We start from the raw sequence: 25,146 nt of genomic DNA on the forward strand, positions 1-25,146 counted from the left end.
CGTTATGCCACTGTCAGAACAGGAGCAGCGTCTGCTCGATGAGATGGAACGCCATCTCCTGCATAACGACGCCGACATCGTCAGCGCGCCTTCCGGAGATCGCACTCTCAGCTACCGAAACCTTGTGTACGGTGCTGTTCTGCTTCTGGTCGGCATCGGCGCGCTCGTCGCTGGTGTGGCGCTCGGTGGCCAGATCGGCGCGGTCGGCAGCATCATCATCGGTGTCATCGGCTTCGCGGCCATGGTTTCCGGTGTGATCCTCGCAGCCACGCCGGTTCGTCGAACCGGCCCGAGCCGCGTCTCGAACACGAAGCGGCCGACGTCGCCGCAGAGTTCGGCCTCATTCATGGATCGTATGAACGATCGTTGGGATCGTCGCCAAGACGGTCGCTGACCCTCTTCCTTTTACAGACCCGGATGCAATCGCATCCGGGTCTTTTTTGTGTGCACTCCGTTTTCCTCCACTCGCATGACGACCCGATTCTCCGTGTGATCACGGGGGAGTTCTGGCAGGAGGTGAACGAATCTGCCATGCTGTCGAGACATTGCCATATAAAAGTGGAGCAAAGTGGAGTAAAGTGGGGCCAACCTCGATTTGGCCGGAAACAGAGGGGGTGATGGCCGATGTTGTTGGGGACGCACGCACCGAAGCTCGACGACAAAGGTCGGGTCATCCTGCCGGCGAAGTTTCGTGAGGATCTCGGTGGCGGCATCGTGGTCACCCGTGGCCAGGAGCGTTGCCTGTATGTCTTCAGCACCGCCGAGTTCGAGGCCATGCACGAGCGGATCCGTCAGGCGCCGCTCAGCAATAAGCAAGCCCGTGACTTTCTGCGCATGTTCCTCTCCGGAGCGAGCGCCGAAATGCCGGACAGCCAGAACCGCATCACCATCCCTGCTCCCCTCCGTCAGTACGCGGGGCTCGAGAAAGAGCTCATCGTCACGGGCGTCGGCGCACACGCCGAGATCTGGGATGCTGCGGCCTGGAACGACTACCTCGCTGCTGGCGAGGACAGCTATTCAGAATTGGAACAGGAGGTGATTCCGGGACTCTTCTGACCTCGACTGTGATGCCCCGCCGCTCCCGCCCCGACACACTTCCCCGGTGCCGGGTCGAGAAGCGGAGGGGGATCAGAGTCGAAGGTCAACCGGAAAAGATCATGAATCTTCGCGACATACATACCCCGGTTCTCCTCGAGCGCTGCATCGAGCTGTTGGCCCCGGCGCTGCAGCACGACGGAGCAGTGCTGGTGGATGCCACGCTCGGCATGGGCGGACACTCCGAAGCCCTGCTGGAGCGTTTCGACAACATTCGGCTCATCGGCCTCGACAGGGACACCGACGCACTGCGCATCGCCGGACAGCGACTGGAACGGTTCGCTGACCGCATCACGCTGGTGCACACCGTGTACGACGAGATCGGGCTGCACGTGCATGGCGCGTCGGGCATCCTCATGGATCTCGGCGTCTCCTCCTTGCAGCTTGATGAGGCGGAGCGCGGCTTCGCCTATGCGAAGGATGCTCCGCTGGACATGCGTATGGACCAGACGAAGGGCGTCACTGCCGCTGAGGTACTCGCCACATACAGCGAGGGCAACCTCCGGCGCATCTTCGAGCGCTACGGCGAGGAAAAGCTCGCCGCACGCTACGCGCGCTTCATCGTGCAGGCGCGGGACGAGAATCCCTTCGTCCGTTCGCAGGACCTGGTCGACCTGCTGCAGCAGGCCACTCCCGCGGCAGTGCAGCGAGCCGGTCACCCGGCCAAGCGGGTCTTCCAGGCGTTGCGCATCGAAGTGAACTCCGAGCTCAGCGTTCTCGCCGATGCGATCCCCGCGGCGATGGACGCCCTCGACGTCGGTGGGCGCATCGTCGTGATGAGCTATCAGTCGCTGGAGGACCGCTTGATCAAGCAAGCCTTCGCCGCGGCATCCGCATCCACTTCACCGGCCGGGCTCCCCGTGGAACTCCCCGAGCATGCTCCGCGTTTCCGGACCATCACCAAGGGTGCAGAACTCGCCAGCGATGAAGAGAAGGCACGCAACCCGCGCGCGATCCCGGTGCGCTTGCGCGCCGCTGAACGAATCAGGGAGGCAGCATGAGTCGCGCGACCGCGGCAGCGCTGCTGCCCGAACCACAGGCCCCCGCGACGCGTCCTGATCGCCGACTCAAGCCGGTCACAGCACCCGCCCCGCGGCGGCGTCCCAAACTCGCCTACGCCCTGATCGCCCTCGCGGGAGCAGCAGCGATCGGCATCGGCCAGATCGGCTTGTCACTGGCGATCACGCAGGACTCGTTCGTGCTCGCAGACCTGAAGGCGCAGGAACGCGAACTCAACCTGCAATCCAGCGCCCTCAGCGATGATCTGGCCGGCATATCTTCTCCGCAGATGTTAGCGACCAAGGCTGCAGAACTGGGCCTCGTCGTCACCGGCTCTGCCTCCTACCTGCGACTGAGCGACGCCACGATCTTCGGGTCGAACACCGGAGCCGGCAGCCAATCGACCGTAGACCCGCGCGGCAACGGGGCCGTTCACAACGCCCTGCTGCAGCAGCCGGCGCCGCCGCCCGCCGCAGAAGAAGTACCTGCAACTGACGAGGCTGTGGACGCGGTCGATCCGAACCTTCCCCCGCCCATCACCGAGGGGCTCCCGAGCCCATCGACCCGCTGATCGGACATGGAGACACCCACATGACGACACGAGCAACGCGCGGCCCACGCCGACGTACTGTCGTCGCTCTCGCGGTGATCCTGGCTGTGCTGGCCGCATTCGTTGTGCGCTTGGTTGACATCCAGGTCGTGAGCGCGACCGAGCACGTCGATGATTCCCTGCATGTGGGCAAGCTCGGCACCACCAAGACTCTGTATGGCGATCGCGGAACAATCGTCGACGCCAGTGGCGTTACTCTGGCCTCGAGCATGAAGGTCTATGACGCGCAGCTCAGTCCTAGCCTGATCGTCGAGGTCGAGGAGGACGAGAAGAACCCGCCGAAGCTGCCCTGGAATGAAGCCGCCGACAAGATCGCGGAGATCATCGGTCAGGATGCTGATGAGCTTCGCACTGCCGTGGCCGCCAATCTCGAGGCAGACCCGCACTCGCAGTACTACCTGCTGAAGAACGGACTCAGCACGGAGAAGTATCTCGAACTGCGCGACCTCGGGCTCGTTTATCTCGACATGATTCCGCGGGAGACCCGGGTCTACCCGAATGGCGCGGTGGCCGGAAACGTGGTCGGCTTCGTCGACAGCGCGGGTCAGGGGCAGGCTGGAGTCGAGCAACTCGAAACATCGTGCCTCGCGCCGACCGATGGTGAGCACAGCTATCTGCGCAGCACAACCGGAGTGATCATTCCGGGCAGCGAACGCACCGTCGAAGCGCAGGACGGCGGCACGGTGCAGCTCACGATCAACAGCGATCTGCAGTGGTATCTGCAGCAGATGATGACTGAGGAAGCACAGGCTCAGGGGGCAAAAGCCGCCACCGCCGTGGTCGTCGAGGTCAAGACCGGAAAGATTCGGGCGGCGGCCGAGTGGCCCTCGCTCGACCCGAATGATCTGAACGCCTCGAATCCCGACGACTGGGGAACGAAGGTCTTTACACGCACGTTCGAGCCCGGCTCGACCTACAAGGCGGTGACTGCGGCGACCCTGATCGAGGAGGGCGCCGTCGATGACAGCACCACCGTGAGTGCGTCGAGTCGAGAGACCTTCCCGAACGGTGCAATGGTCAACGACGCGTTCGTGCACGGCGCCTACGAGTACACACTCGCTGGAGCCCTGATCGACTCGTCGAACGTCGCCCTGTCGAAATTCGGCACGATGGTCGATCCCCAGACCCGGTACGACTATTTGCAGAAATTCGGCGTCGGCGAGAAGACGATCAACTTTCCGCGCGAGGAGGGCGGCAGCCTGCATCCGGTTTCGAAGTGGGACAGTCAGTCGCTCTACACGACGACGTTCGGTCAGTACTTCACCGTCACTGCCCCGCAGGTCGCCAGCGTGTACCAGACCATCGCCAACGGCGGCGAGAAGATCGATCTCTCGCTCATCGAATCGTGCACGCTGCCTGACGGCACCGTCGTCAAGCCCGAGGCGCCTGAGCGTGAACAGATCGTCTCGGAGGCCACCGCCGACAAGGTCGCGCGGATGATCGAGAACGTCGCGGTGCAGGGCGGCCTCGCTGAACGGGTCGAGGTTCCCGGCTATCGCATCGGCATCAAGACCGGTACGGCGGAGGTTCCCGACGGGCACGGCGATTACAAGTCGGGCATCTACTTCACGAGTATGGTCGGCTTCGCTCCAGTGGACGATCCTGAGTACGTCGTGATCGTCACGCTCGACGAGCCGACTAGAATTACTTCATCAGCAGCGACGGCGGCCGGCTTCCAGAAGGCGATGACCCAGGTCCTGAAGACCTACCGCGTCTCACCGTCCACGGAACCGATGGACGAACTGCTTCCCAAGTTCAAGTAGCCGGCGTGAAGCCGCGCATGGAGATGTCATGATCGCCCTGTCGTTTGCCGAGATCGCTGCCATCACCGGCGGCGATCTGCGCACCATCGACGCTGATACCGCACAGGCAGTGGCCAGCGGCGTCGTCGATACCGATTCTCGGAAGATGACCGCAGGCGGCATCTTTGTAGCCAAGCCGGGCGCTGAGACCGACGGACACCGTTTCGTCGAGGCCGCCGCTGCCAACGGCGCGGTCCTCGCGCTCGTGGAGCACGCCGTCGTCGCCGACATCTCACAGATCATCGTGCCGGATGCCGTGGCGGCACTGGCAGACCTCGCTCGTGCCGTCGTCGCTCGGGTTCGCGAATCCGGTGACATGAAGGTCATCGGCATCACCGGGTCCAACGGCAAGACGACGACGAAGAACTTCCTCGCGCGCATCCTCAGCGATGAGGGAGAGACGATCGCGCCCATCGCCTCATACAACAACGAGGTCGGCGCGCCCGTCACGATGCTGCGGGTCACTGAGACGACACGGTTCCTCGTCAGCGAGTTCGGCGCGGCCGAACCCGGCAGCATCGCCCGCCTCGCCGGCCTGGTCGAGCCCGATGTCGCTGTCATCCTGATGGTCGGGATGGCGCACGCCGGCGGCTTCGGCGGCATCGAGGCAACGGCCCAGGCCAAATCCGAACTGATCACGGCCTCCCGGCCCGGCGGCGTCGCCGTGCTGAACATCGACGACTCACGCGTGTCCGCCATGCGCGAGATCGCGATCGCTCACGGCCAGCGCGTCGTCGGCTTCGGACAGAACGACTCCGCTGACGTGCGCGCGAGCGATATTCACGTCACCGCCGACGGCACGAGTGCAGTGATCACTGCGGCCGGTGAGTCACTGCCACTTCGATTGAAAGTTCTCGGTGCGCACCACATCAGTAACGCGTTGGCGGCAATTGCCGCAGCCGGCGTGCTCGGCGTCTCGACGGCGGATGCCATCGCGCGCCTCGAAACGGTTGAGATCGCTGAGCGTTGGCGGATGCAGCCGATGGGCAACGACCGGGTGCGCATCATCAACGATGCGTACAACGCCAGCCCGGACTCGACCGCTGCCGCTCTGCGCACACTCGCACAGATCACCGGGCCAGACGAGCGCACCGTCGCTGTTCTCGGTGCGATGAGCGAGCTGGGCGAGAGCGCGGGGGAAGAGCACGACCGGATCGGTCTGCTCGCCGTGCGGTTGAACATTCGCCGCATCGTCGTGGTCGGTTCTGAGGCACGACGGCTCTATCTCGCCGCCGTCGGCGAGGGATCGTGGGACAGCGAGGCTGTGCATCTGCCCGACCAGGACGCAGCCTTCGACTACCTCAGCACAGAGCTGCGCGACGGCGATCGCGTGCTCGTCAAATCATCCAATTCCGTGGGCCTCAGGCATCTCGGCGATCGTCTGGGAGAATTGTTCTCGTGAGATCACTCCTGATGGCAGCGGCGATATCGCTCGCCTTCACCCTTTTCCTCACCCCGGTCTTCTTGCGGCTGTTCCGCCGCTGGGGCTGGGGGCAGGTCATCCGCACCCCGGAAGACATCGCGAACCCGAGTCATGAGGCCAAGCGCGGCACCCCCACGATGGGCGGTGTGATCTTCATCATGGGCACGATCGTCGGCTACTTCGTCGGCGTCTACGTCGGCGGCAGCACCCCGGCACTGTCCGCGATTCTTGTCATCTGGCTCATGGTGGGCTTCGGTGTCGTCGGGTTTATCGACGACTACATGAAGGTGAAGTCGCAGCGCAGCCTCGGGCTGTCCGGCTGGCGGAAGGTCATCGGCCAGCTGATCGTGATGATTCCCTTCGGCATCGTCGCGTTGAACTTCAAGAACCAGTGGGGGCAGACCCCTGCGAGCAGCCATGTGTCGCTGTTCCGTGACATCCCGTGGCTGAACCTCTTCAGCTTCGGCGTCATCATCGGCTGGATCCTCTATTTGATCTGGATCGCCGTGATCGGCATCGCAACATCGAACAGCGTGAACCTCACCGACGGCCTGGACGGTCTCGCCGCCGGAGCCGGTGTGTTCGTCGTCGGCGCCTATAGCCTCATCGCCTTCTGGCAGTTCAAGCAGTCCTGCATCGGCACCGGCGCTGGTGCTGAAGATGATGTTCTCGCGGCCTGTTATCAGGTGCGCGACCCCTTCAACCTCGCGATCATCGCTGCGTCTTTTGCGGCCGGCCTGATCGGATTCCTCTGGTGGAATGCGCCCAAGGCGAAGGTCTTCATGGGCGACGTCGGCTCGATGGCCATCGGTGGCGTCATCACCGCGATGGCGATCCTCACCCGCACCGAACTGCTGCTGCTCGTGATCGCCGGCGTTTTCGTGCTGTCGTCCGGATCGGTGATCCTGCAGCGTGCCTACTTCAAGATCACTCGCGGCAAACGGCTGTTCCTGATGAGCCCGTTCCACCACCACCTCGAGATGCGCGGTTGGCCAGAGGTGACCATCGTCGTCAGGTTGTGGATCATCGCCGGCCTTCTTGCTGTGTCAGCGGTCGGGTTGTTCTATGTCGAATGGCTCACGCTGGCATGACCAGATTGGATGCTCTGACCAGTTGGCACGCCGACTGGAAGGGTCTGCGGGTTGTAGTGCTCGGATTGTCGGTGACCGGCTTCTCCACGGCCGACACCCTCACCGAGGTCGGTGCTGACGTGCTGGTGCTCTCCGAATCAGCCTCGGACGAGTATGAACGACTCGTCCCGGTCATCGGTGCGCAACTGGAACTCGGACCGCTCAGTGAGGTTCCTGAAGTGCTTCGCGAGTTCGGTGCTGATGTCGTCGTCGCATCCCCGGGTTTCTCGCCGTCGCATCCGGTAATCCGCTGGGTGCAGGAATCCGGCATCGCCCTGTGGGGTGACGTGGAACTTGCCTGGCGCGTGCGCGATAAGGTCGTGCGCGCAGACGGCACTCCGGCGGATTGGGTGCTCATCACCGGCACCAATGGCAAGACAACGACGACACAGCTGACGGCGTCGCTGCTCGTCGCAGGCGGACTGCGTGCCGCGCCCTGCGGCAACATCGGAATTCCGGTACTGGATGCTGTGCGTGATCCTGCCGGCTTCGATGTGCTGGTCGTCGAACTCTCCAGCCACCAGCTCTGGTACATCGCACAGAGCAGCGCGGCAGGGGAGCTGGTTCCCTACGCGTCGGTTTGTCTGAACCTCGCTGACGATCACCTCGTCTGGCACGGCAGCGCCGAGGCCTACCGCGCAACAAAGGCCATCGTCTACCGCAACACGCGAGTCGTCTGCGTCTACAACAAGGCCGACGCGGCAACGCAGCACATGGTCGAGGAAGCAGATGTCACGGAGGGAGCCCGAGCCATCGGCTTCGATCTCGGCGTGCCCGGGCCCAGCGACCTCGGCGTCGTCGACGGTATTCTTGCCGACCGGGCGTTCCTCGATGACCGTCGCAACAGCGCGCTGGAGATCACCACGCTTGCCGACCTCGAGAACGCGGGTCTGTCCGCCTCGCACATCGTGCAGAACATCCTCGCAGCCACCGCTCTCGCCCGCTCTCTCGGAACGACGCCGGAGGCGATTCGCAGCGCGCTGCAGGCATTCCGCCTCGACGAGCACCGTATTCAGGTCATCGCCCGTCATCAGGGCATCACCTGGGTCGACGATTCCAAGGCCACCAACCCCCATGCTGCAGCCTCGTCGCTGCGCGCGTATCCCGGAGCGGTGTGGATTGTTGGCGGAGATCTGAAGGGCGTCGACCTGTCGGAACTGGTCGCGGATGCCGGGCGGATCGCGCGAGCGGCGCTGGTCATCGGAGCCGAACGCACCGAGGTGGTCGCGGCATTCGAGCGACACGCGCCCGCAGTCCCGGTGATCGAGGTCGTCACTGGTGAGACTGAAGACGTCATGACTCGTGTGGTGGAACTTGCCGCAGGGATCGTCACCGACGGGGGCACAGTGTTACTGGCTCCTGCCGCGGCATCCTTCGACCAGTTCACCAGCTACGCGGATCGTGGCCACCGCTTCGCCGATGCGGTGCGCACGTGGATCGAGCGGGGGAGCGCGGATGACGCAGACAGCTCGCCCACCGCGCACTGAATCTCAGGGACTCGCGGCACGCGTCTCACTCGGGCGGATTTTCACGCCGCCCTCCAGCGAGTTCCTTCTGATCGCATCCACCGCGCTGCTTCTCACGGCGTTCGGCATCATCATGGTGATCTCGGCGACCAGCGCCACCGAATCCGGATCCATGGATACCGCCCTCAAGCAGGCGATGTTCGCCGCTGTCGGCATCCCGCTGATGTTCCTGGTCAGCCGTATTCCGATCGCATTCCTGAAGAAACTGGCCTGGCCGGCGCTGATCGGGGCGACGCTGCTGCAGCTTCTGGTGTTCACACCACTGGGCATCGAAGACGCCGGAAACCGCAACTGGATCGACCTCGGCGTCGTCTCCATGCAGCCCTCGGAATTCCTCAAACTCGCCCTCGCGCTGTGGATCGCTTACGTACTGCTGCGCAAGCGCACACTTCTCGGTATCTGGCGGCACGTGTTCATCCCGGTCATCCCGGTCGGACTGCTCGCGATCGCCACCGTGATGGCAGGACGTGACCTCGGAACCGTGATGGTTCTCGTGGCAATCCTGCTGGGATGCTTGTTCTTCGCCGGCGTCAAACTGCGCCTGTTCATCCTCCCGGTCTTACTGGGCGTGGTCGGCATCATCGCACTTGCCGTCGTCAGCCCGGACCGGATGCGTCGCATCACGATGGTCTGCTCGGACATGGCCAATTACGAAGACGACTGCTACCAGTCGATTCATGCCGTATGGGGCATGGCGAAGGGTGGGGTCTTCGGCCTGGGCCTGGGCAACTCGCAGGAGAAGTACGGTTGGCTGCCCGCGGCGGCCAACGACTTCATCTTCGCGATCGTCGGTGAGGAGCTTGGGCTCATCGGATGCATCGTGGTGCTGGCACTGTTCACCTTCTTCGCTGTTGGTGCGTTCCACATCATGCGGAAGACCCCCGACCCGTTCATCCGTGTTGCCGCCGGCGGCATCACCGTCTGGATCCTCGGTCAGGCGCTCATCAACATCGGTGTCGTGATCGGCATCTTCCCCGTGCTCGGGGTGCCGTTGCCGTTCATGTCGCAGGGTGGCACGGCGCTGTTGTCCGTGCTGCTGGCCTGTGGAGTGCTGCTGGCATTCGCTCGCACGATTCCCGCATCAGAGCGGGATAGGGTCACCAAGTGACTTCGTACCTTCTCGCCGGCGGTGGCACCGCCGGCCATGTCAACCCGCTGCTCGCCGTCGCCGACGGGCTTCGTGAGCGCGACGCCCAGGCCGACATCCTCGTGCTCGGCACGAAGGAGGGCCTGGAAGCGCGCCTCGTACCCGAACGGGGCTACGAACTGCTCATCGTGGACAAGGTGCCGTTCCCGCGCCGACCGAACAAGCAGGCCCTGGCGTTTCTCGGACGATTCCGCACGGCCATCGCGCAGGTGCGAGCACACATTCGTGCGCACAGCATCGACGTCGTGATCGGCTTCGGAGGGTATGCCTCGGCACCGGCATACGTCGCCGCGAAACGCGAGAATGTGCCGTTCGTCGTGCACGAGGCCAACGCGAAGCCTGGCCTGGCGAACGTGCTGGGTGCTCGTTCGGCCGCTGGCGTCGGTGTCGCATTCGCCGGCACTGCGCTGAAGGGCAGCGAGGTTGTGGGAATGCCGTTGCGTCGTGAAATCGTGAATTTGGATCGTGACGCACTGCGTGCCGAGGCGGCAGAGCACTTTGGGCTGGATGCCACACGCCCCGTGCTGCTGGTCTTCGGCGGGTCGTTGGGCGCACTGCACCTCAACGAGGCCGTGGCTGATTCCTGGGGCGATGTGCTCGCTGCCGGTTGGCAGCTGCTGCATGTGACGGGGGAGCGAAGCGACCTCGTCGATCCGGAGGTGCCAGGCTACGCACTGCGTCGATACGTCGATCGGATGGATCTCGCATTTGCCATGGCAGACCTCATCGTGTCGCGCTCTGGGGCGGCGACGGTCAGCGAGATCAGCGCGCTCGGCATGCCCGCGGTGTACGTGCCGTACGCCGTCGGTAACGGTGAACAACGACTCAACGCGGCCTCGAGCATCGATGCGGGTGCGGCGATCGTCATCGACGATGCGGACTTCACCGGTGACGCCGTGCGTGCGCAGGTGATCCCGCTGCTGGCCGATGCCGAGCGTCGGGCGCGAATGACGAATGCTGCGAAGAACGTCGGTACCCGCAACGGCACTGAGAATGTCATTGCGATGATCGATCGGGCACTCGGCGCCTGAACAGCACACACGTGACTGGGGCGGCGTGGCCAGAGGTCACTGTCAGGGCAGCGAATTAGGATGGACGGGACATGATCAGACCTGACCTTTCCCTTCCGATTCCGGAGTCCATCACCGCTGCCCACTTCATCGGGATCGGTGGATCGGGCATGAGCGGACTCGCGAAGATGTTCCTCGACGCCGGCATCCGGGTTTCCGGTTCCGATCGCTCAGACAGCGATAGCCTGCGCGCTCTCGCTGCGGCCGGTGCGATCGTGCACGTCGGACACGATGCCGCCCACCTCGGTGATGCCGATACTGTCGTGCACACCGGCGCGATCTGGCCGGAGAACCCGGAGTTCGTCACCGCTAAAGAGCGTGGACTGCACGTCATCCACCGCTCGCAGGCGCTGCACTGGTTGATCGGTGGACGACGCCTGGTATCGGTGGCCGGTGCGCACGGTAAGACGTCGTCGACGGGCATGCTCGTCACCGCTCTGCAGGAACTTGGCGCCGACCCGAACTTCGTCAACGGCGGCGTTATCGAGCAGCTGGGCGCTTCGAGCGCCTCGGGTGCGGATGAACTGTTCATCGTCGAAGCGGATGAGTCCGACGGCACGTTCCTGCTGTACGACACTGCCATCGCGCTGATCACGAACGTCGACCCTGACCACCTTGATCACTTCGGTTCGGATGAGGCTTTTCACGACGCCTTCATTCGCTTTGCGGATGCCGCGAGCGAGGCCGTTGTGATCTCGAGCGATGACCCGGGCGCTCTCCGAGTGAAAGCGGGCCTTTCGCACAAAAACGTCATCACCTTCGGTAAAGCGGAGGATGCCGATGTGCGTCTGATCGACGTGTCCACGGCAGGGCCTATCGCTGCGACTCTCGTCCACGCGGGCCAGAGCGCGCGCATGCAACTGGCGATGCCCGGCGAGCACAATGCGATCAATGCCGCGGGGGCTGTCGCCGTGCTGCTGACGCTGGGGTACGGCCTGGCGGACGCGGTTCGTGCGGTCGAGGGCTTCGCCGGCACCGTGCGACGCTTCGAGCTGCATGGCGTCGAGCGCGGGGTCAGCGTCTTCGACGATTACGCGCATCACCCCACTGAAGTGAAAGTTGCGCTCGAAGCCGCACGCAGCGTCGTGGGCGCCGGCCGGCTGATCGCTATCCAGCAGCCGCACACGTACTCGCGCACGCAGCACATGTACCGCGAGTTCGCCGAAGTGCTCGAGACCTATGCAGACCACACGGTCATGCTCGATGTCTACGGTGCCCGGGAAGATCCGGTTCCCGGTGTCACCGGCGAACTGGTCAGCGGCGCTTTCTCCGATCCTGACCACGTGCACTACGTGACCGATTGGCAAGAGGCCGCGGACTACACCGCGACCGTGGCTCAAGAGGGCGACTACGTGATCACCCTCGGCTGCGGAAACGTCTACCTGATCATTCCGCAGGTGCTCGAATCGCTGCGGAAGACCGCCGAGGACTGAGCGATGCGTCGTCCGGCACCGCTTCCGAGAGCGCCTGAGCAGGAGGAACAGCCAGCCCCGGTTCAAACGTCTCGGGTGGCGCGCTTCACTCGTGAGCGGCCGGCTGATATCGACGCCGAGACTTCGACTACTTCGGCCGCGTCAGAGAGTTCTGCGACGCTTTCTGAACCGGATGCGCCTACGGAGGACGAGACACTCACGGTCCGCGATGTGTGGCGTGCTGCTCGCGCGCGTCGCAAGACGCTGCGCGCGGAGATCCGCCGCTTCACGCAGCGCTCTCGCCGTCGTCGGCTCATCTGGTTGGGCGCGCTGGCGGCGGTGCTGATTCTGATCGGTGGGACAGCCGCCGCCGCGTACAGTCCGCTATTCGCGGTGCGTAAGATCACCGTGGTCGGGGCATCCGCTCTGGACCCGATGGTGATCGAGGCGGCTCTGGCTGACCAGCTCGGCACACCGCTGGCGCTCGTCGACGAGAATGACGTTAAATCGGCGCTGATCGCCTTTCCGCTGATCGAGACGTATGCGCTCGAGGCGCGCCCCCCGAACGATCTCACCCTGCGGATCGTCGAGCGCACGCCGATCGGCGTGGTCGCCTCGGATGCCGGGTACACCCTGGTGGACGCAGCGGGAGTCGCATTGTCGACGACACCGGATGCCCCGGCCGGGCAACCCGTGCTGAACGTTGTCGGGGGGACAGAGTCGGACGCCTTCGAATCTGTCGGACTTGTGATCAGGTCGTTGCCCGCGGATATCCGGGCAACGGTGACGGAGGTCTCCGCCAGCACCCTCGATGACGTCTCGCTGAAGCTGTCGACGGGGCTCTCGGTGGTCTGGGGGAGCGCTGATGACTCGGTCATGAAGGCCGAAACTCTGAGCCGAGTGCTCATTCCACGACCGGATGCGCGCACTGTCGATGTGTCGTCGTACCTGGTTCCCGTCGTCGGTTGAGCGTGTTTCATCTCGAAACACACGACACGCCCGTGTTGGTGCGCGCGCGCGGCGTCAGTGCGCATACCGTCAGTGATGAGAACGCAATACCGGGAAATACTTTACACCTCTAGTTGAGGTTTAAGGTTCACATTCTTTCCAGGCTCAACACAACGGAGGCCGGCCATGAGCCAGAACCAGAACTACCTCGCCGTGATCAAGGTCGTCGGCGTCGGCGGTGGCGGCGTCAACGCCGTGAACCGCATGATCGATCTCGGCCTGCGTGGGGTCGAGTTCATCGCGGTCAACACTGACGCGCAGGCGCTGCTGATGAGCGATGCCGACGTCAAGCTCGACGTGGGGCGTGAACTGACCCGTGGACTCGGCGCCGGTGCCGACCCCGAGGTCGGACGTCGCGCAGCCGAGGATCACGCGGAAGAGATCGAGCAGGCGCTGACCGGTGCCGACATGGTGTTCGTCACCGCCGGTGAGGGTGGCGGAACGGGTACCGGTGGTGCCCCGGTCGTCGCCCGCATTGCGAAGTCGATCGGCGCGCTGACCATCGGTGTCGTCACAAAGCCGTTCTCCTTCGAAGGCCGCCGCCGCCAGAGCCAGGCTGAGGCTGGCGTCGCCAAGCTGAAAGAAGAGGTCGACACACTTATCGTCGTGCCGAACGACCGTCTGCTGGAGATCAGCGACCGCGGCATCTCGATGATCGAGGCTTTCGCCACCGCCGACCAGGTTCTCCTCGCCGGTGTCCAGGGCATCACCGACCTCATCACGACCCCGGGTCTGATCAACCTCGACTTCGCCGACGTCAAGTCGGTCATGCAGGGCGCGGGTTCCGCGCTCATGGGTATCGGTTCCGCCCGCGGCGCCGATCGGGCCATCAAGGCTGCGGAGCTCGCTGTCGAATCGCCCTTGCTCGAAGCGTCGATCGAAGGCGCGCACGGCGTGCTGCTCTCGATCCAGGGTGGTTCCAACCTCGGTATCTTCGAGATCCACGATGCTGCAGATCTTGTGAAGGAAGCTGCGCACCCCGAGGCGAACATCATCTTCGGTACGGTCATCGACGACACTCTGGGCGACGAGGTGCGTGTCACCGTCATCGCCGCCGGGTTCGACGGAGGTTCACCCTCGGTGCGCCTCGACCCGATGGTCGTCTCTCGCCCGGAGTCGGCCTCGCTGCCCGAGGTAAAGCTGTCTGAGAACACCGCAGCGGATGCACCGGCCGCACAGCGCGAGCCTGCCCAGCCTGCGCCGCGACTTGGTTCGACCAGCCTCGAGCCGGCATTCAGCGACGACGACATCGACATCCCTGAGTTCCTCAAGTAAACCCCGGCGAAGACAGGCCCGATTATTTTGACTGACCTTGCTGCGCGGTTGTCCGCGATCGATTCGCAGATCGCGGACGCCGCGCGCTCGGCAGGGCGGGATGCTGGTGAAATCACCCGCATCGTGGTGACGAAGTTCCATCCCGTCGAACTGGTGAGCGCTCTTTACGACCTGGGCGTTCGGGATGTCGGAGAGAACCGGCAGCAGGAGCTTTCCGCTAAGCACTCGGCCCTTGACCCGGCCTTGGATGACCTGCGCTGGCACTTCGTCGGCCAAGCGCAGACGAAGAAGGCCGCGGCGATTCGTCGCAGCGCCGCTGTCGTGCATTCTGTCGACCGGATCAAGCTGGCAGACGCGCTGCACCGTGCCGCCGAGGGCGACGACCTGCTCGACGTGCTCGTTCAGATCAATCTCACCGATGACGCTGGACGCGGGGGTGTGGTGCCCGCTGAGGCCGAGTCCTTGGCGGAGCACATCCTGACGTTGCCGTCGCTGCGGTTGCGGGGCGTGATGGCCGTTGCGCCGCTTGATGAGGCACCGGCATCCGCCTTTGCGCGCCTGCGCGGTATTTCCGACAGCATCCGAGCAATCGAGCCAGAAGCCGCCTGGATTTCTGCCGGCATGACTGCCGACTTCGCGGAGGCGATCGCAGCTGGTGCGACACACCTGCGGATCGGCTCGGCAATAACCGGACCCCGGCCCGACCGGGGTTAACCTCGAAACAGATCAGCCCACGCCAAATACGGAGGACACGATGGGAAACCCGCTGAAGAAGACCATGGTGTACCTGGGCCTCGCCGATGAGGAAGAGGCCTACGAGGAAGAGCTTGCTCCGGCCCCCGCGCGCGCACAGCGTGAGCGTGACCGTGACCAGGAAGAGTCGGCGCCCGCGCCTGTGACTCCACTGCGTCGCCCGGTCGCCGTGCGCCAGCCCACGGCCGGAACAGTCAACGAGATCCTCACGGTGCACCCCAAGCAGTACCGCGATGCTCAGTTGATCGCTGAGAACTTCCGCGAAGGCGTTCCGGTGATCATCAACCTGTCTCAGATGAGCGATGCTGACGCACGCCGTCTGATTGACTTTGCGAGCGGTCTTTCGCTGGGTCTGTACGGACGCATCGAGCGGGTCACCAGCAAGGTCTTCCTGCTCTCGCCGGAGAACATTGCTGTTTCGGGACACGGCGGCATCGCCCACGCAGATCCAGATTCTGCGGGCTTTGATCAGTCCTAAGCCGTGACCGCGCTGGTCTCTGGGATCGCATCGATCGTTCATCTGATCCTGCTGATCTACATCTTCGTTCTGTTCGCACGGCTGATCCTTGATTACATCCCGCTGTTCAACCGCGAATGGCGGCCCAAGGGCGGCGGCCTCATCGCCGCAGAGCTCGTGTACACGGTCACCGATCCGCCGATCAAGCTGTTCCGACGCTTCATTCCTCCGTTGCGCATCGGAACGCTGTCACTGGATTTCGGGTTCACCCTCACCATGCTTGCCGTGCTGATTCTGATGTCGGTCGTGCAAGCTTTCATCCGCGTGTAGTTGGCCGCTCGAGCACGCGATGTGATTTCTCACATCGCGTGCTCGCCGAGCGGGGACTATGCTTGCACCCAGGTGCGCGCCCCGGGTACGCGCCGAATCAATACCGAGCCATGCTTTCAGTCACTGGCTACAGAACTCATCGAAAGAGGAGCCGAGAAAATGGCACTGACCCCGGATGACGTCGTCACCAAGCAGTTCCAGCACGTCCGATTCAAGGACGGCTTTGACCCGGATGAGGTTGACGACTTCCTCGACGAGATCGTCGTCGAGTGGCGCAAGGCACTCGAAGAGAACGCCGAGCTGAAGACGAAGCTGGCCGCATACGAATCCGGTGAGACCCCGGCTCCTGTTGCTGCTGCGGCTCCCGCTCCGGCTGAAGAGAAGCCCGCCGTCGTCGACGAGGTTCCGGCTCCCGCCGCCGCTCCGCAGCCCGTTGCCGTTGCAGCCCCGGTCGAGGCCGCAGGCTCCACGACCGCGACCGCCGGCATCATCGAGCTCGCACAGCGTCTGCACGACGAGCACGTTGCCGAGGGTGAGGCTAAGAAGAGCCAGCTGATCTCCGAGGCCCAGACCGAGGTCGACCGCATCCAGAGCGAAGCACAGGTGAAGCAGCGCGAAGAGGCAGCACGCCTGGAGCGCGAGCGCAACACGCTGGAAGCTCGCATCACCGAGCTGCGCAACTTCGAGCGCGACTACCGCACCCAGCTGCGCGGTTACATCGAGGGCCAGCTGCGTGACCTTGACGAGAAGGCGACTTCGACGGACTCGACGCCGGTCTCCGCGATCGGCCTGTAGGTCGTCGCATTGTCAGGACGTCGCCTGATCAGTCGACCGGCGGCCGGTATCATCGTCGCGATTCTCGCGATTGTGGTGCTGGCCGCCGATCAGTTTGTGAAGTACCTCACCGTTGAGCATCTGCCGCTGCATGAAGCGGTTCCGGTGCTGGGTGAGTTCCTTCAGCTGTACTACGTGAGAAATCCCGGAGCGGCTTTCTCCTTGGGCAGCGAAGTCACCTGGATCTTCACGATCGCTCTCGCTGTTGTCTCAGCGATCATCATCTGGAAGGCGTTCAGCCTCAATTCCCGGCTATGGGCTGTCGTTCTCGGCTGCCTGCTCGGCGGTGTACTCGGCAACCTCACCGATCGGCTGTTTCGGGACCCGGGTTTCGGAGTCGGTCATGTCGTGGACATGATCTCTATGCCTTGGATGATGCCGGCGATCTTCAATGTCGCAGACATCTTCATCGTGTGCGGCATGATCGCCGTCGCGCTCCTGGTCGTACTGGGACTCCGTCTGGATGGCACGCGCGAGAAGGACGACCCGGTTGTATCTGCTGAAGCTGAAGCTGAAGCTGAAGCTGAAGCGGTCACGGGAACCTCTGCCGAAACCGATGCCAAGGCCGTCGAGAAGGACGCCTGAGTATGGAGACTCGCTCGCTTCCCGTCCCGGATGGGTTGGAAGGGGCTCGCGTCGACGCCGCGCTGGCCAAGATGCTGGGCTTTTCCCGTACCTTTGCCGCTGAGGTGGCTGAGGCCGGAGGCGTGAGTCTGGACGGCGTGACGCTCGGCAAATCCGATCGGCTGCGTGCCGGCGGATGGCTGAGCGTCGAGTGGCGTCCCAAAGAGGACCCAAAGATCATCCCGGTCGTCGTGCCGGAGCTCGGAATCATCCACGATGACGACGACATTGTCGTGATCGACAAACCCTCGGGCGTTGCCGCGCACCCCTCCGTGGGATGGGAGGGGCCGACTGTGCTCGGCGCCCTGGCAGGTGCGGGCTTCCGCATCGCTACCAGCGGGGCTGCCGAGCGGGCCGGGATCGTGCACCGGCTCGATGTCGGAACCAGCGGACTGATGGTCGTTGCGAAGACCGAGTCCGCGTACACCGTGCTCAAACGCGCCTTCAAGGAGCGCACGGTCGAGAAGATCTACCATGCCGTTGTGCAGGGGCATCCGGATCCTCTGGCAGGGACCATCGATGCACCGATCGGACGGCATCCGAATCACTCGTGGAAGTTCGCCGTGATTCCCGACGGCAAGGACTCGGTCACGCACTACGAGACGCTTGAGGCGTTCCCCGGTGCCTCGCTGCTCGAGATCCACCTGGAGACCGGCCGCACGCACCAGATCCGCGTGCACATGGCCGCTCACCGGCATCCATGCGTCGGCGACCCGCTCTACGGCGCCGATCCGACGATCGCCGCGAAGCTGGGGCTGACTCGGCAGTGGCTGCATGCCCATAGGCTCGCCTTCACGCACCCGGCAACGGGGGAGTGGGTCTCATTCGAGTCGCCGTATCCCGCCGACTTCGAGCACGCCTTGGAGATCCTGCGCGGGGACTGACTCGGTGCAGGATCCGCACGTCTTGGTGTCACAGAAGTGGCGGGTCCACACGCCGGGTGCCGCGATTTCTGAGACACGCCGCTGAGCCGTGTCTCACTTGTGGCGGGTGCGGGCTGCAAGCACGCGCATCTTCTGTGACGCGACCAGTCAGAGGATGCCACACACCGGATGTGGGCTGGGCAGCTGTCCGTCCGCGTCGGGACACGAGCTTCGCCAGAAATCGTCTGATTCCGCATGTGGATGACCTCGATGTGTGGTCGCTGTGGTGCTTTCGGGTGCGCCCGGGCTACCGCAAGCAGGGGATCATGCACGCGCTGATCGCAGGCGGGGCGGCATATGCGAAGGAGCGTGAAGCGCCGGCTGTGGAGGGGTACCCGGTCGACAACGCGGGCGAGCGAGTCGACTTGACGATGATGTACGTCGGTACCAAATTGCTGTTCGAGAAAGCGGGATTCGTTCAGGCTGCGGAGACGAGTTCGGTGCTCAACGGTTTTCCTCGCGTCGTGATGAGACTGGACTTATCGAAGTCGGAGAAGAAAGCGGCGTTATCGGCGTGATCGACGAGCTCGGGTGATCTCCGGACCCATATCAAAGTGCCGACGTCTGTGCCCCGACGTAGACTCGAACACGTGGCATCCGACTCCTTCGTTCACCTGCACGTGCACAGCGAATACTCGATGCTGGACGGCGCCGCAAAGATCGGATTGATGACTCAGGCGGCGGCCGATTACGGCATGCCGGCCATCGCTGTCACCGATCATGGCAACACCTTCGCAGCCTTCGAGTTCTACAACGCGGCCAAAAACGCCGGCGTGAAGCCGATCATCGGCCTCGAGGCCTATGTGACGCCCGGAACGCACCGCGGCGATAGGACGCGAGTCGCCTGGGGCGCTCCCGAGCAGAAGCGCGATGACGTCTCTGGGTCCGGTGCATATACCCACATGACGATGTGGAGCCAGAGCACCGAGGGTATGCACAACCTCTTCCGGCTCAGCTCGTTGTCGAGCCTCGAGGGGCAGTACTTCAAGCCTCGAATGGACCGGGATCTGCTGCAGACCTACGGGAAGGGTCTCATCGCGACGACGGGATGCCCGTCGGGCGAAATCCAGACGCGGCTGCGCCTGGGCCAGTACGACGCGGCACGGGCCGCGGCCGCAGAGTTCCAAGACATCTTCGGTAAAGAGAACTACTTCGCCGAGATCATGGATCACGGCCTCGACATCGAACGTCGCGTCATCACCGATCTGCTGAAGATCTCGAAAGATCTCGGCATCCCGCTGGTGGGCACGAACGACTCGCACTACACGCACCAGCACGAGGCTGACGCTCACGCGGCTCTCCTGTGCGTGCAGTCCGGTTCGACGCTGGATAACCCGAACCGCTTCAAATTCGATGGCGACGGCTACTACATCAAGACTGCGCAGGAGATGCGCCAGCTCTTCCGCGACCACCCGGAAGCGTGCGATAACACGCTGCTGATCGCAGAGCGTTGCGAGGTTGAGTTCAACACCTCGGCCAACTACATGCCGCGTTTCCCCGTCCCGGAGGGCGAGAGCGAAGACAGCTGGCTGGTCAAAGAGGTCGAAGCGGGCCTGCACTACCGTTACCCCGGCGGCATCCCGGACAAGGTGCGCAAGCAAGCCGAATACGAAACCGACATCATCCTGCAGATGGGTTTCCCCGGCTACTTCCTCGTCGTTGCCGACTTCATCAACTGGGCCAAGGACAACGGCATCCGCGTCGGACCTGGGCGTGGTTCCGGTGCCGGATCCATGGTCGCCTATGCGATGAAGATCACCGATCTTGACCCGCTCGAGCACGGCCTGATCTTCGAGCGATTCCTCAACCCTGACCGTGTGTCGATGCCTGACTTCGACGTCGACTTCGATGATCGGCGCCGCGGCGAAGTCATCGACTATGTCACCAAGAAGTACGGTGACGAGCGTGTCGCACAGATCGTCACGTACGGCACGATCAAGTCCAAGCAGGCCTTGAAGGATGCCGGACGCGTGCTGGGCTTCCCCTTCAGCATGGGCGAGCGTCTGACCAAGGCGATGCCGCCACCGGTGATGGGCAAGGACATGCCGCTGGACGGCATGTTCGACCCGAAGCATCCGCGGTACAAAGAAGCAAGCGAGTTCCGCGCGCTGATCGAGACTGATCCGGAGGCGAAAACCGTCTTCGATCGCGCCATCGGCCTGGAGGGGCTGAAGCGCCAGTGGGGTGTGCACGCGGCTGGTGTGATCATGTCGAGCGAACCGCTGCTCGACATCATCCCGATCATGCGCCGTGAGCAGGACGGTCAGATCGTCACGCAGTTCGACTACCCGTCATGCGAGTCGCTCGGCCTGATCAAGATGGACTTCCTGGGTCTCAGGAACCTCACGATCATCTCGGATGCCCTCGACAACATCCGCATGAACCGCGGTGAGGACGTCGATCTCGAGCACCTCGAGCTTGAAGATCGTCCGGCGTACGATCTTCTCTCGCGGGGAGACACCCTCGGTGTGTTCCAGCTCGACGGTGGGCCGATGCGCTCCCTGCTGCGACTGATGAAGCCCGACAACTTCGAAGACATCTCGGCTGTCATTGCGCTGTACCGACCCGGCCCCATGGGTGCGAACTCGCACACGAACTATGCGCTGCGTAAGAACGGGCTACAGCCGATCACCCCGATTCATCCCGAGCTCGAAGAGCCGCTGAAAGACATCCTCGATACCTCCTACGGTCTGATCATCTACCAGGAGCAGGTGATGGCCATCGCGCAGAAGGTCGCCGGCTTCAGCCTGGGACAGGCCGATATTCTGCGTCGGGCGATGGGTAAGAAGAAGAAGTCCGAGCTTGACAAGCAGTACGAGGGCTTTGCCGGCGGTATGAAAGAGCGCGGATTCGGTGACGCCGCGATCAAGTCGCTGTGGGACATCCTGCTGCCTTTCTCCGACTACGCGTTCAACAAGGCGCACTCCGCCGCATACGGGCTCGTCTCGTATTGGACCGCGTATCTCAAGGCGCACTATCCCGCCGAGTACATGGCAGCGCTGCTGACCAGCGTCGGTGATTCCAAAGACAAGATGGCGATCTACCTCAATGAGTGCCGACGCATGGGGATCCGGGTTCTGCCGCCGGATGTCCGAGAGTCGATCAATTTCTTCGCCGCCGTCGGGGAAGACATCCGCTTCGGCCTCGGTGCGGTCCGCAACGTCGGCAGCAACGTCGTCGACGGCATCGTCGAGTCGCGCAAGAAGGAGAACTTCGATTCTTTCCACGACTTCCTGAAGAAGGTGCCGCTGCACGTCTCCAACAAGCGCACCGTTGAGTCGTTGATCAAGGCCGGAGCCTTCGACTCCATGGGAGACACCCGCCGTGCCCTGATGGAAATCCATGAGGATGCCACCGAAGCGGCCGTCGATCAGAAACGCAATGAGGCGCAGGGAGCCATCGGCTTCGACTTCGACAGCTTGTACGAGGCGGTCGAAGAAGCCGTCCCGGCGAAGGTCCCGGAGCGCCCGGAATGGATCAAGAAGGACAAGCTCGCCTTCGAGCGAGAGATGCTCGGTCTGTACGTGTCGGATCATCCGCTCGCCGGGCTGGAAGTGCCGCTAGCCAAGCACGCGTCGATCTCGATCCACAATCTGCTCGCGTCCGAAGACCTGCAAGACGGCGATCAGGTCACCGTGGCCGGCCTCGTGACCAGCGTGCAGCATCGCGTGGCGAAGGCCAGCGGAAATCCCTACGGCATGATCACCGTCGAGGACTTCAACGGTGAGGTCACCGTGATGTTCATGGGTAAGACGTACACCGAGTACCAGCACACGCTGCAGCAGGATGCCATCCTGGCGGTGCGCGGACGCATCTCACGCCGTGACGATGGATTAAACCTGCACGGACAATCAGCATTCACTCCCGACATCGGCTCCTTTGACGCGTCGGGGCCGCTGTCGCTCGTTCTCGCAGAGCAACGCGCTACAGAGCGTGTCATGCACGAACTGGCTGAAGTGCTCCGCCGTCATAGCGGCGACACCGAGGTTGTGCTGCGCGTGCATCGGGGGCAGACGGCCAAGGTGTTCGACGTTCCGATGCCCGTGAAGGTCTCCGCTGACCTGTTCGGGGATCTCAAGTCATTGCTCGGGCCGACCTGTCTCGGATGACGTCGTCTCGCGTCCCTCAGCGGCGCTGTTCGACCACAGCGGGTAATATCGTGACGCGTTGGACGCACAGGATCAGGTGCGTGCCAAATCGAAAGGACTTCGCTTGATGAGTACGGAATTCTCGGACGATCCTGTCACTGAGGATGACGGTGTCTTCTACGACGAGGAAGTGACTCCCGAGCACGGCATACTCGGTTTCACTCTTCGCGAGCTGCTCATCGTTGCCGTCTGGCTGGTCATTTTCGTGACATCGTTCTTCCCGCTGTACGCACAGATCAGCGGAACTTCGATCTGGATGCGGGGGATTTCCTGGATTCTGCCGATCGGGCTGCCCACTGTTGCGGTCTTCTTGATCGTGCTGCGCCGGTTCTCGCCTGAGGGCATCCGACGCGTCGGCTCGCTCGGAATCGATCAGTTCGCGTCGGTCGCCTTCTCCGTCGCGGCGGTGTACTGGGCCAGCACAATCTGGGAGTCGATCGCCGCGATGGCGGTTCAGGGCTACTTCCTGCTGAGCTGGGTGATGATCGTGCAGTTCATCGGCGCGCTGGCCCTGGTGGCGCTGACCGTGTTCGCACCGTTCATCCCCGGACTGCGTGAGGACTTTCAAGGCCGGTTGGTCACACTCGCTCATCGCAACGCGAACCCCGCGCGCCCCGTGATCGCCCGACCGCGCCCGGAAGCTGCCGTTCTTGACGGATCACCTCAGTCGGAAGCATCGGATGCGCCGGATGCGCCGGATGCGCCGGATGCGCCGGATGCGTCGGATGCGCCGGAAACGGGCGGTGCGGAGCCACTGGATCTGCTGAACAGCGTGCCGCTGACCTCGCATGCGTCCGGCGGTGCGCTCGGCATGACGACCGCTATCGACGACGACTATGTACCGGGGTACGCACGATCCGCCCGCGGCAATGACGCCGATAGCGACGCCGATAGCGACGCTTTTGCGGACGCGGAAATTTTTGAACCGGAGCCGGAGAGCTTCGAGCGTGACGTTTCCGAGCCGGTGAGCAGCGTCGATTCCATCGTGGATGAGGATGTCGAGGCCACAGCCGATGCGGCAGCGCACGAGCAGTCGGCTGCCGCTACTCAGGCCGTTTCCGCCGCTCAGCCGTTCTGGGCGCTCGCGCCGGACGCGCGTGAGGTCGTCGACGAGCAGGGCCAGACGCTGTTCCAGATCGGTCCGGAAGCCTGGGCTCTGGTGTTGGAAGATCGCGGTGAGACCTACGTCGTACGCCACGATGACGGCCGCGTCGGCTACCTGCACGACATCAACGACATCACGAAGGGCTGAAGTGCGCACCATTGATCTCCGAGGGCAGCAGCTCTCGCCAGCGGATATGCTCGCCGCGGTTCCACGCGCCGCACAGGCCCGGGCAGAAGCACTGCAGACCGCGACACGCATCGTCGAGGACGTTCGCGCTCATGGCGAGAGTGCTCTGCGCGATCAGGCTGCACGCTTCGACAAGGTGACCGACCACGCGATCCGGGTTCCGGCAGAGCACATCGCCGAGGCGATGGCATCCGTCGATCCCGCTGTTCGCACCGCTCTGGAGAATGCGATCGAACGAGTGCGGCGGGGCTCTCTCGCCCAGGTTCCTGCGCCCCAGACGACCGATATCGGTCCCGGAGCGCGAATTCTGCAGCGCTGGCAGCCGATCCACCGCGCCGGCGTGTACATTCCCGGCGGTAAGGCGGCTCTGGCATCCAGCGTCGTCATGAACGTCGTGCCCGCGCAGGTCGCTGGTGTGTCATCGATCGCGCTCGCATCGCCGCCCCAGGCCCAGCACGGTGGACGCGTGCACCCGACAATCCTTGCCGCGGCAGCGCTACTCGGCATCGATGAGATCTACGCCATCGGTGGGGCCGGCGCGATCGGCGCTTTCGCCTACGGCGTCGCAAGCCTCGGCCTCGATCCCGTCGACGTGGTCTCCGGACCCGGAAACAACTACGTCGCCTCCGCGAAGCGGGCCGTCGCCGGAGTCGTCGGCACCGATTCTGAAGCGGGTGCCACCGAGATCCTGATCATTGCAGACCAGGCGGCAGATGCGACGCTCATCGCCGCTGACCTCATCAGTCAGGCCGAGCACGACGAGCAGGCATCAGCCGTTCTCGTCACCGACTCCACGGAGCTTGCAGAGCGTGCGTCCACCGCGGTGGCGAAGCTGGCAGCATCCACTGCGCACCGCGACCGGGTCGCTGCTGCCCTCGGCGGGCCGCAGTCGGCCATCGTCCTGGTCGATGACCGTGCGATGGCTACCGCCTTCAGTAACGCCTATGCACCAGAGCACCTCGAGATTCACCTCGCGGATGCGGCGGACGCGGCATCCGCGTTCACGAGCGCCGGCGCCATCTTCGTCGGCGACCAGACACCGGTCAGCCTCGGCGACTACATGGCCGGCAGCAATCACGTGCTGCCCACCGGGGGACAGGCGCGCTATGCAGCGGGTCTCGGCGCATACACGTTCCTGCGTCCGCAGCAGGTCATCGAATACAACCACGAGGCTCTCGCCCGCGCGCGCGCGGACGTCGTCGCACTGGCGAACGCCGAAGCGCTTCCTGCACACGGTGATGCCGTCGAGGCGCGCTTCCCCGAGCCGACGGTCTGAGCGACTACGCTGT

At 63.7% G+C, this 25,146-nt stretch carries 22 protein-coding genes and 1 pseudogene; all 23 read left to right on the plus strand.

The genetic code is table 11. The features are described 5' to 3' along the window. Nucleotides 1-4: 4 nt before the first annotated feature. The 23 genes and pseudogenes from ACSS7Z_RS13210 (at nt 5) to hisD (ending at nt 25,133) form a co-directional block, all read left to right on the plus strand. Nucleotides 5-394 carry an SCO2097 family morphological protein gene (locus ACSS7Z_RS13210; RefSeq protein ID WP_438255330.1) on the plus strand — a complete coding sequence of 130 codons (390 nt, stop codon included), beginning with the start codon at nt 5-7 and terminating at the stop codon, nt 392-394. 230 nt (nt 395-624) lie between these two features. Then, nucleotides 625-1,056 carry a division/cell wall cluster transcriptional repressor MraZ gene (mraZ, locus tag ACSS7Z_RS13215; RefSeq protein WP_438255331.1) on the plus strand — a complete coding sequence of 144 codons (432 nt, stop codon included), beginning with the start codon at nt 625-627 and terminating at the stop codon, nt 1,054-1,056. Between the two features lie 101 nt (nt 1,057-1,157). Beyond that, nucleotides 1,158-2,096, plus strand: a complete 939-nt coding sequence (gene rsmH / locus ACSS7Z_RS13220) for a 16S rRNA (cytosine(1402)-N(4))-methyltransferase RsmH (RefSeq protein ID WP_438255332.1) — start codon at nt 1,158-1,160, stop codon at nt 2,094-2,096. After that, nucleotides 2,093-2,665 (plus strand): cell division protein FtsL, encoded by a 573-nt coding sequence (gene ftsL / locus ACSS7Z_RS13225; RefSeq protein WP_438255333.1) that lies wholly within the window; start codon nt 2,093-2,095, stop codon nt 2,663-2,665. The genes rsmH and ftsL overlap by 4 nt, the downstream gene beginning before the upstream one ends. Nucleotides 2,666-2,685: 20 nt before the next feature. Next, entirely contained in the window at nt 2,686-4,467 is a 1,782-nt protein-coding gene (locus tag ACSS7Z_RS13230) for a peptidoglycan D,D-transpeptidase FtsI family protein (protein ID WP_438255334.1), read from the plus strand. A 28-nt stretch (nt 4,468-4,495) separates the two neighbouring features. After that, nucleotides 4,496-5,908: a UDP-N-acetylmuramoyl-tripeptide--D-alanyl-D-alanine ligase gene (locus ACSS7Z_RS13235; RefSeq protein ID WP_438255335.1), complete on the plus strand. Its 1,413-nt coding sequence runs from the start codon at nt 4,496-4,498 to the stop codon at nt 5,906-5,908. After that, on the plus strand, nt 5,905-7,020 hold the full coding sequence (mraY, locus tag ACSS7Z_RS13240) for a phospho-N-acetylmuramoyl-pentapeptide-transferase (RefSeq protein WP_438255336.1): 1,116 nt from the start codon (nt 5,905-5,907) through the stop codon (nt 7,018-7,020). The genes ACSS7Z_RS13235 and mraY overlap by 4 nt, the downstream gene beginning before the upstream one ends. After that, complete coding sequence (gene murD, locus ACSS7Z_RS13245; RefSeq protein ID WP_438255337.1) at nt 7,017-8,546, plus strand: UDP-N-acetylmuramoyl-L-alanine--D-glutamate ligase; 1,530 nt, start codon at nt 7,017-7,019, stop codon at nt 8,544-8,546. Before mraY ends, murD begins: the two co-directional genes overlap by 4 nt. Beyond that, entirely contained in the window at nt 8,515-9,693 is a 1,179-nt protein-coding gene (ftsW, locus tag ACSS7Z_RS13250) for a putative lipid II flippase FtsW (protein ID WP_438255338.1), read from the plus strand. Before murD ends, ftsW begins: the two co-directional genes overlap by 32 nt. Beyond that, nucleotides 9,690-10,763, plus strand: coding sequence for a UDP-N-acetylglucosamine--N-acetylmuramyl-(pentapeptide) pyrophosphoryl-undecaprenol N-acetylglucosamine transferase (locus tag ACSS7Z_RS13255; protein ID WP_438255339.1), 1,074 nt, complete (start codon nt 9,690-9,692; stop codon nt 10,761-10,763). The genes ftsW and ACSS7Z_RS13255 overlap by 4 nt, the downstream gene beginning before the upstream one ends. A 71-nt stretch (nt 10,764-10,834) precedes the next feature. Further along, nucleotides 10,835-12,235: a UDP-N-acetylmuramate--L-alanine ligase gene (gene murC / locus ACSS7Z_RS13260; protein ID WP_438255340.1), complete on the plus strand. Its 1,401-nt coding sequence runs from the start codon at nt 10,835-10,837 to the stop codon at nt 12,233-12,235. Nucleotides 12,236-12,310: 75 nt separating this feature from the next. Then, nucleotides 12,311-13,183, plus strand: a complete 873-nt coding sequence (locus ACSS7Z_RS13265) for a cell division protein FtsQ/DivIB (protein WP_438255341.1) — start codon at nt 12,311-12,313, stop codon at nt 13,181-13,183. Between the two features lie 165 nt (nt 13,184-13,348). Next, nucleotides 13,349-14,497 (plus strand): cell division protein FtsZ, encoded by a 1,149-nt coding sequence (ftsZ, locus tag ACSS7Z_RS13270; protein WP_438255342.1) that lies wholly within the window; start codon nt 13,349-13,351, stop codon nt 14,495-14,497. Between the two features lie 27 nt (nt 14,498-14,524). Then, the gene (locus ACSS7Z_RS13275; protein ID WP_438255343.1) at nt 14,525-15,211 is read left to right on the plus strand and encodes a YggS family pyridoxal phosphate-dependent enzyme; all 687 of its coding nucleotides are present in this window, start codon (nt 14,525-14,527) and stop codon (nt 15,209-15,211) included. Nucleotides 15,212-15,251: 40 nt separating this feature from the next. Beyond that, entirely contained in the window at nt 15,252-15,728 is a 477-nt protein-coding gene (locus ACSS7Z_RS13280) for a cell division protein SepF (RefSeq protein ID WP_438255344.1), read from the plus strand. A 3-nt stretch (nt 15,729-15,731) separates the two neighbouring features. After that, the gene (locus tag ACSS7Z_RS13285; RefSeq protein WP_438255345.1) at nt 15,732-16,037 is read left to right on the plus strand and encodes a YggT family protein; all 306 of its coding nucleotides are present in this window, start codon (nt 15,732-15,734) and stop codon (nt 16,035-16,037) included. Nucleotides 16,038-16,196: 159 nt separating this feature from the next. Further along, on the plus strand, nt 16,197-16,832 hold the full coding sequence (locus tag ACSS7Z_RS13290; RefSeq protein ID WP_438255346.1) for a DivIVA domain-containing protein: 636 nt from the start codon (nt 16,197-16,199) through the stop codon (nt 16,830-16,832). A 9-nt stretch (nt 16,833-16,841) separates the two neighbouring features. After that, nucleotides 16,842-17,456, plus strand: coding sequence for a signal peptidase II (lspA, locus tag ACSS7Z_RS13295; protein ID WP_438255347.1), 615 nt, complete (start codon nt 16,842-16,844; stop codon nt 17,454-17,456). 2 nt (nt 17,457-17,458) lie between these two features. Further along, a complete protein-coding gene (locus ACSS7Z_RS13300) occupies nt 17,459-18,379 on the plus strand; it encodes an RluA family pseudouridine synthase (protein ID WP_438255348.1) in 921 nt (306 codons plus the stop codon). 170 nt (nt 18,380-18,549) lie between these two features. After that, nucleotides 18,550-18,936 (plus strand): annotated as a pseudogene (locus ACSS7Z_RS13305) (GNAT family N-acetyltransferase); the annotation flags it as partial. 72 nt (nt 18,937-19,008) lie between these two features. Next, nucleotides 19,009-22,527 carry a DNA polymerase III subunit alpha gene (dnaE, locus tag ACSS7Z_RS13310; RefSeq protein WP_438255349.1) on the plus strand — a complete coding sequence of 1,173 codons (3,519 nt, stop codon included), beginning with the start codon at nt 19,009-19,011 and terminating at the stop codon, nt 22,525-22,527. A gap of 106 nt (nt 22,528-22,633) precedes the next feature. Further along, on the plus strand, nt 22,634-23,818 hold the full coding sequence (locus tag ACSS7Z_RS13315; protein ID WP_438255350.1) for a hypothetical protein: 1,185 nt from the start codon (nt 22,634-22,636) through the stop codon (nt 23,816-23,818). A gap of 1 nt (nt 23,819) precedes the next feature. Then, nucleotides 23,820-25,133 carry a histidinol dehydrogenase gene (gene hisD, locus ACSS7Z_RS13320; protein ID WP_438255351.1) on the plus strand — a complete coding sequence of 438 codons (1,314 nt, stop codon included), beginning with the start codon at nt 23,820-23,822 and terminating at the stop codon, nt 25,131-25,133. The last annotated feature ends 13 nt before the right edge of the window (nt 25,134-25,146 follow it).

The organism is Microbacterium wangyouchuni, assembly GCF_051546305.1.
GTDB lineage: Bacteria > Actinomycetota > Actinomycetes > Actinomycetales > Microbacteriaceae > Microbacterium.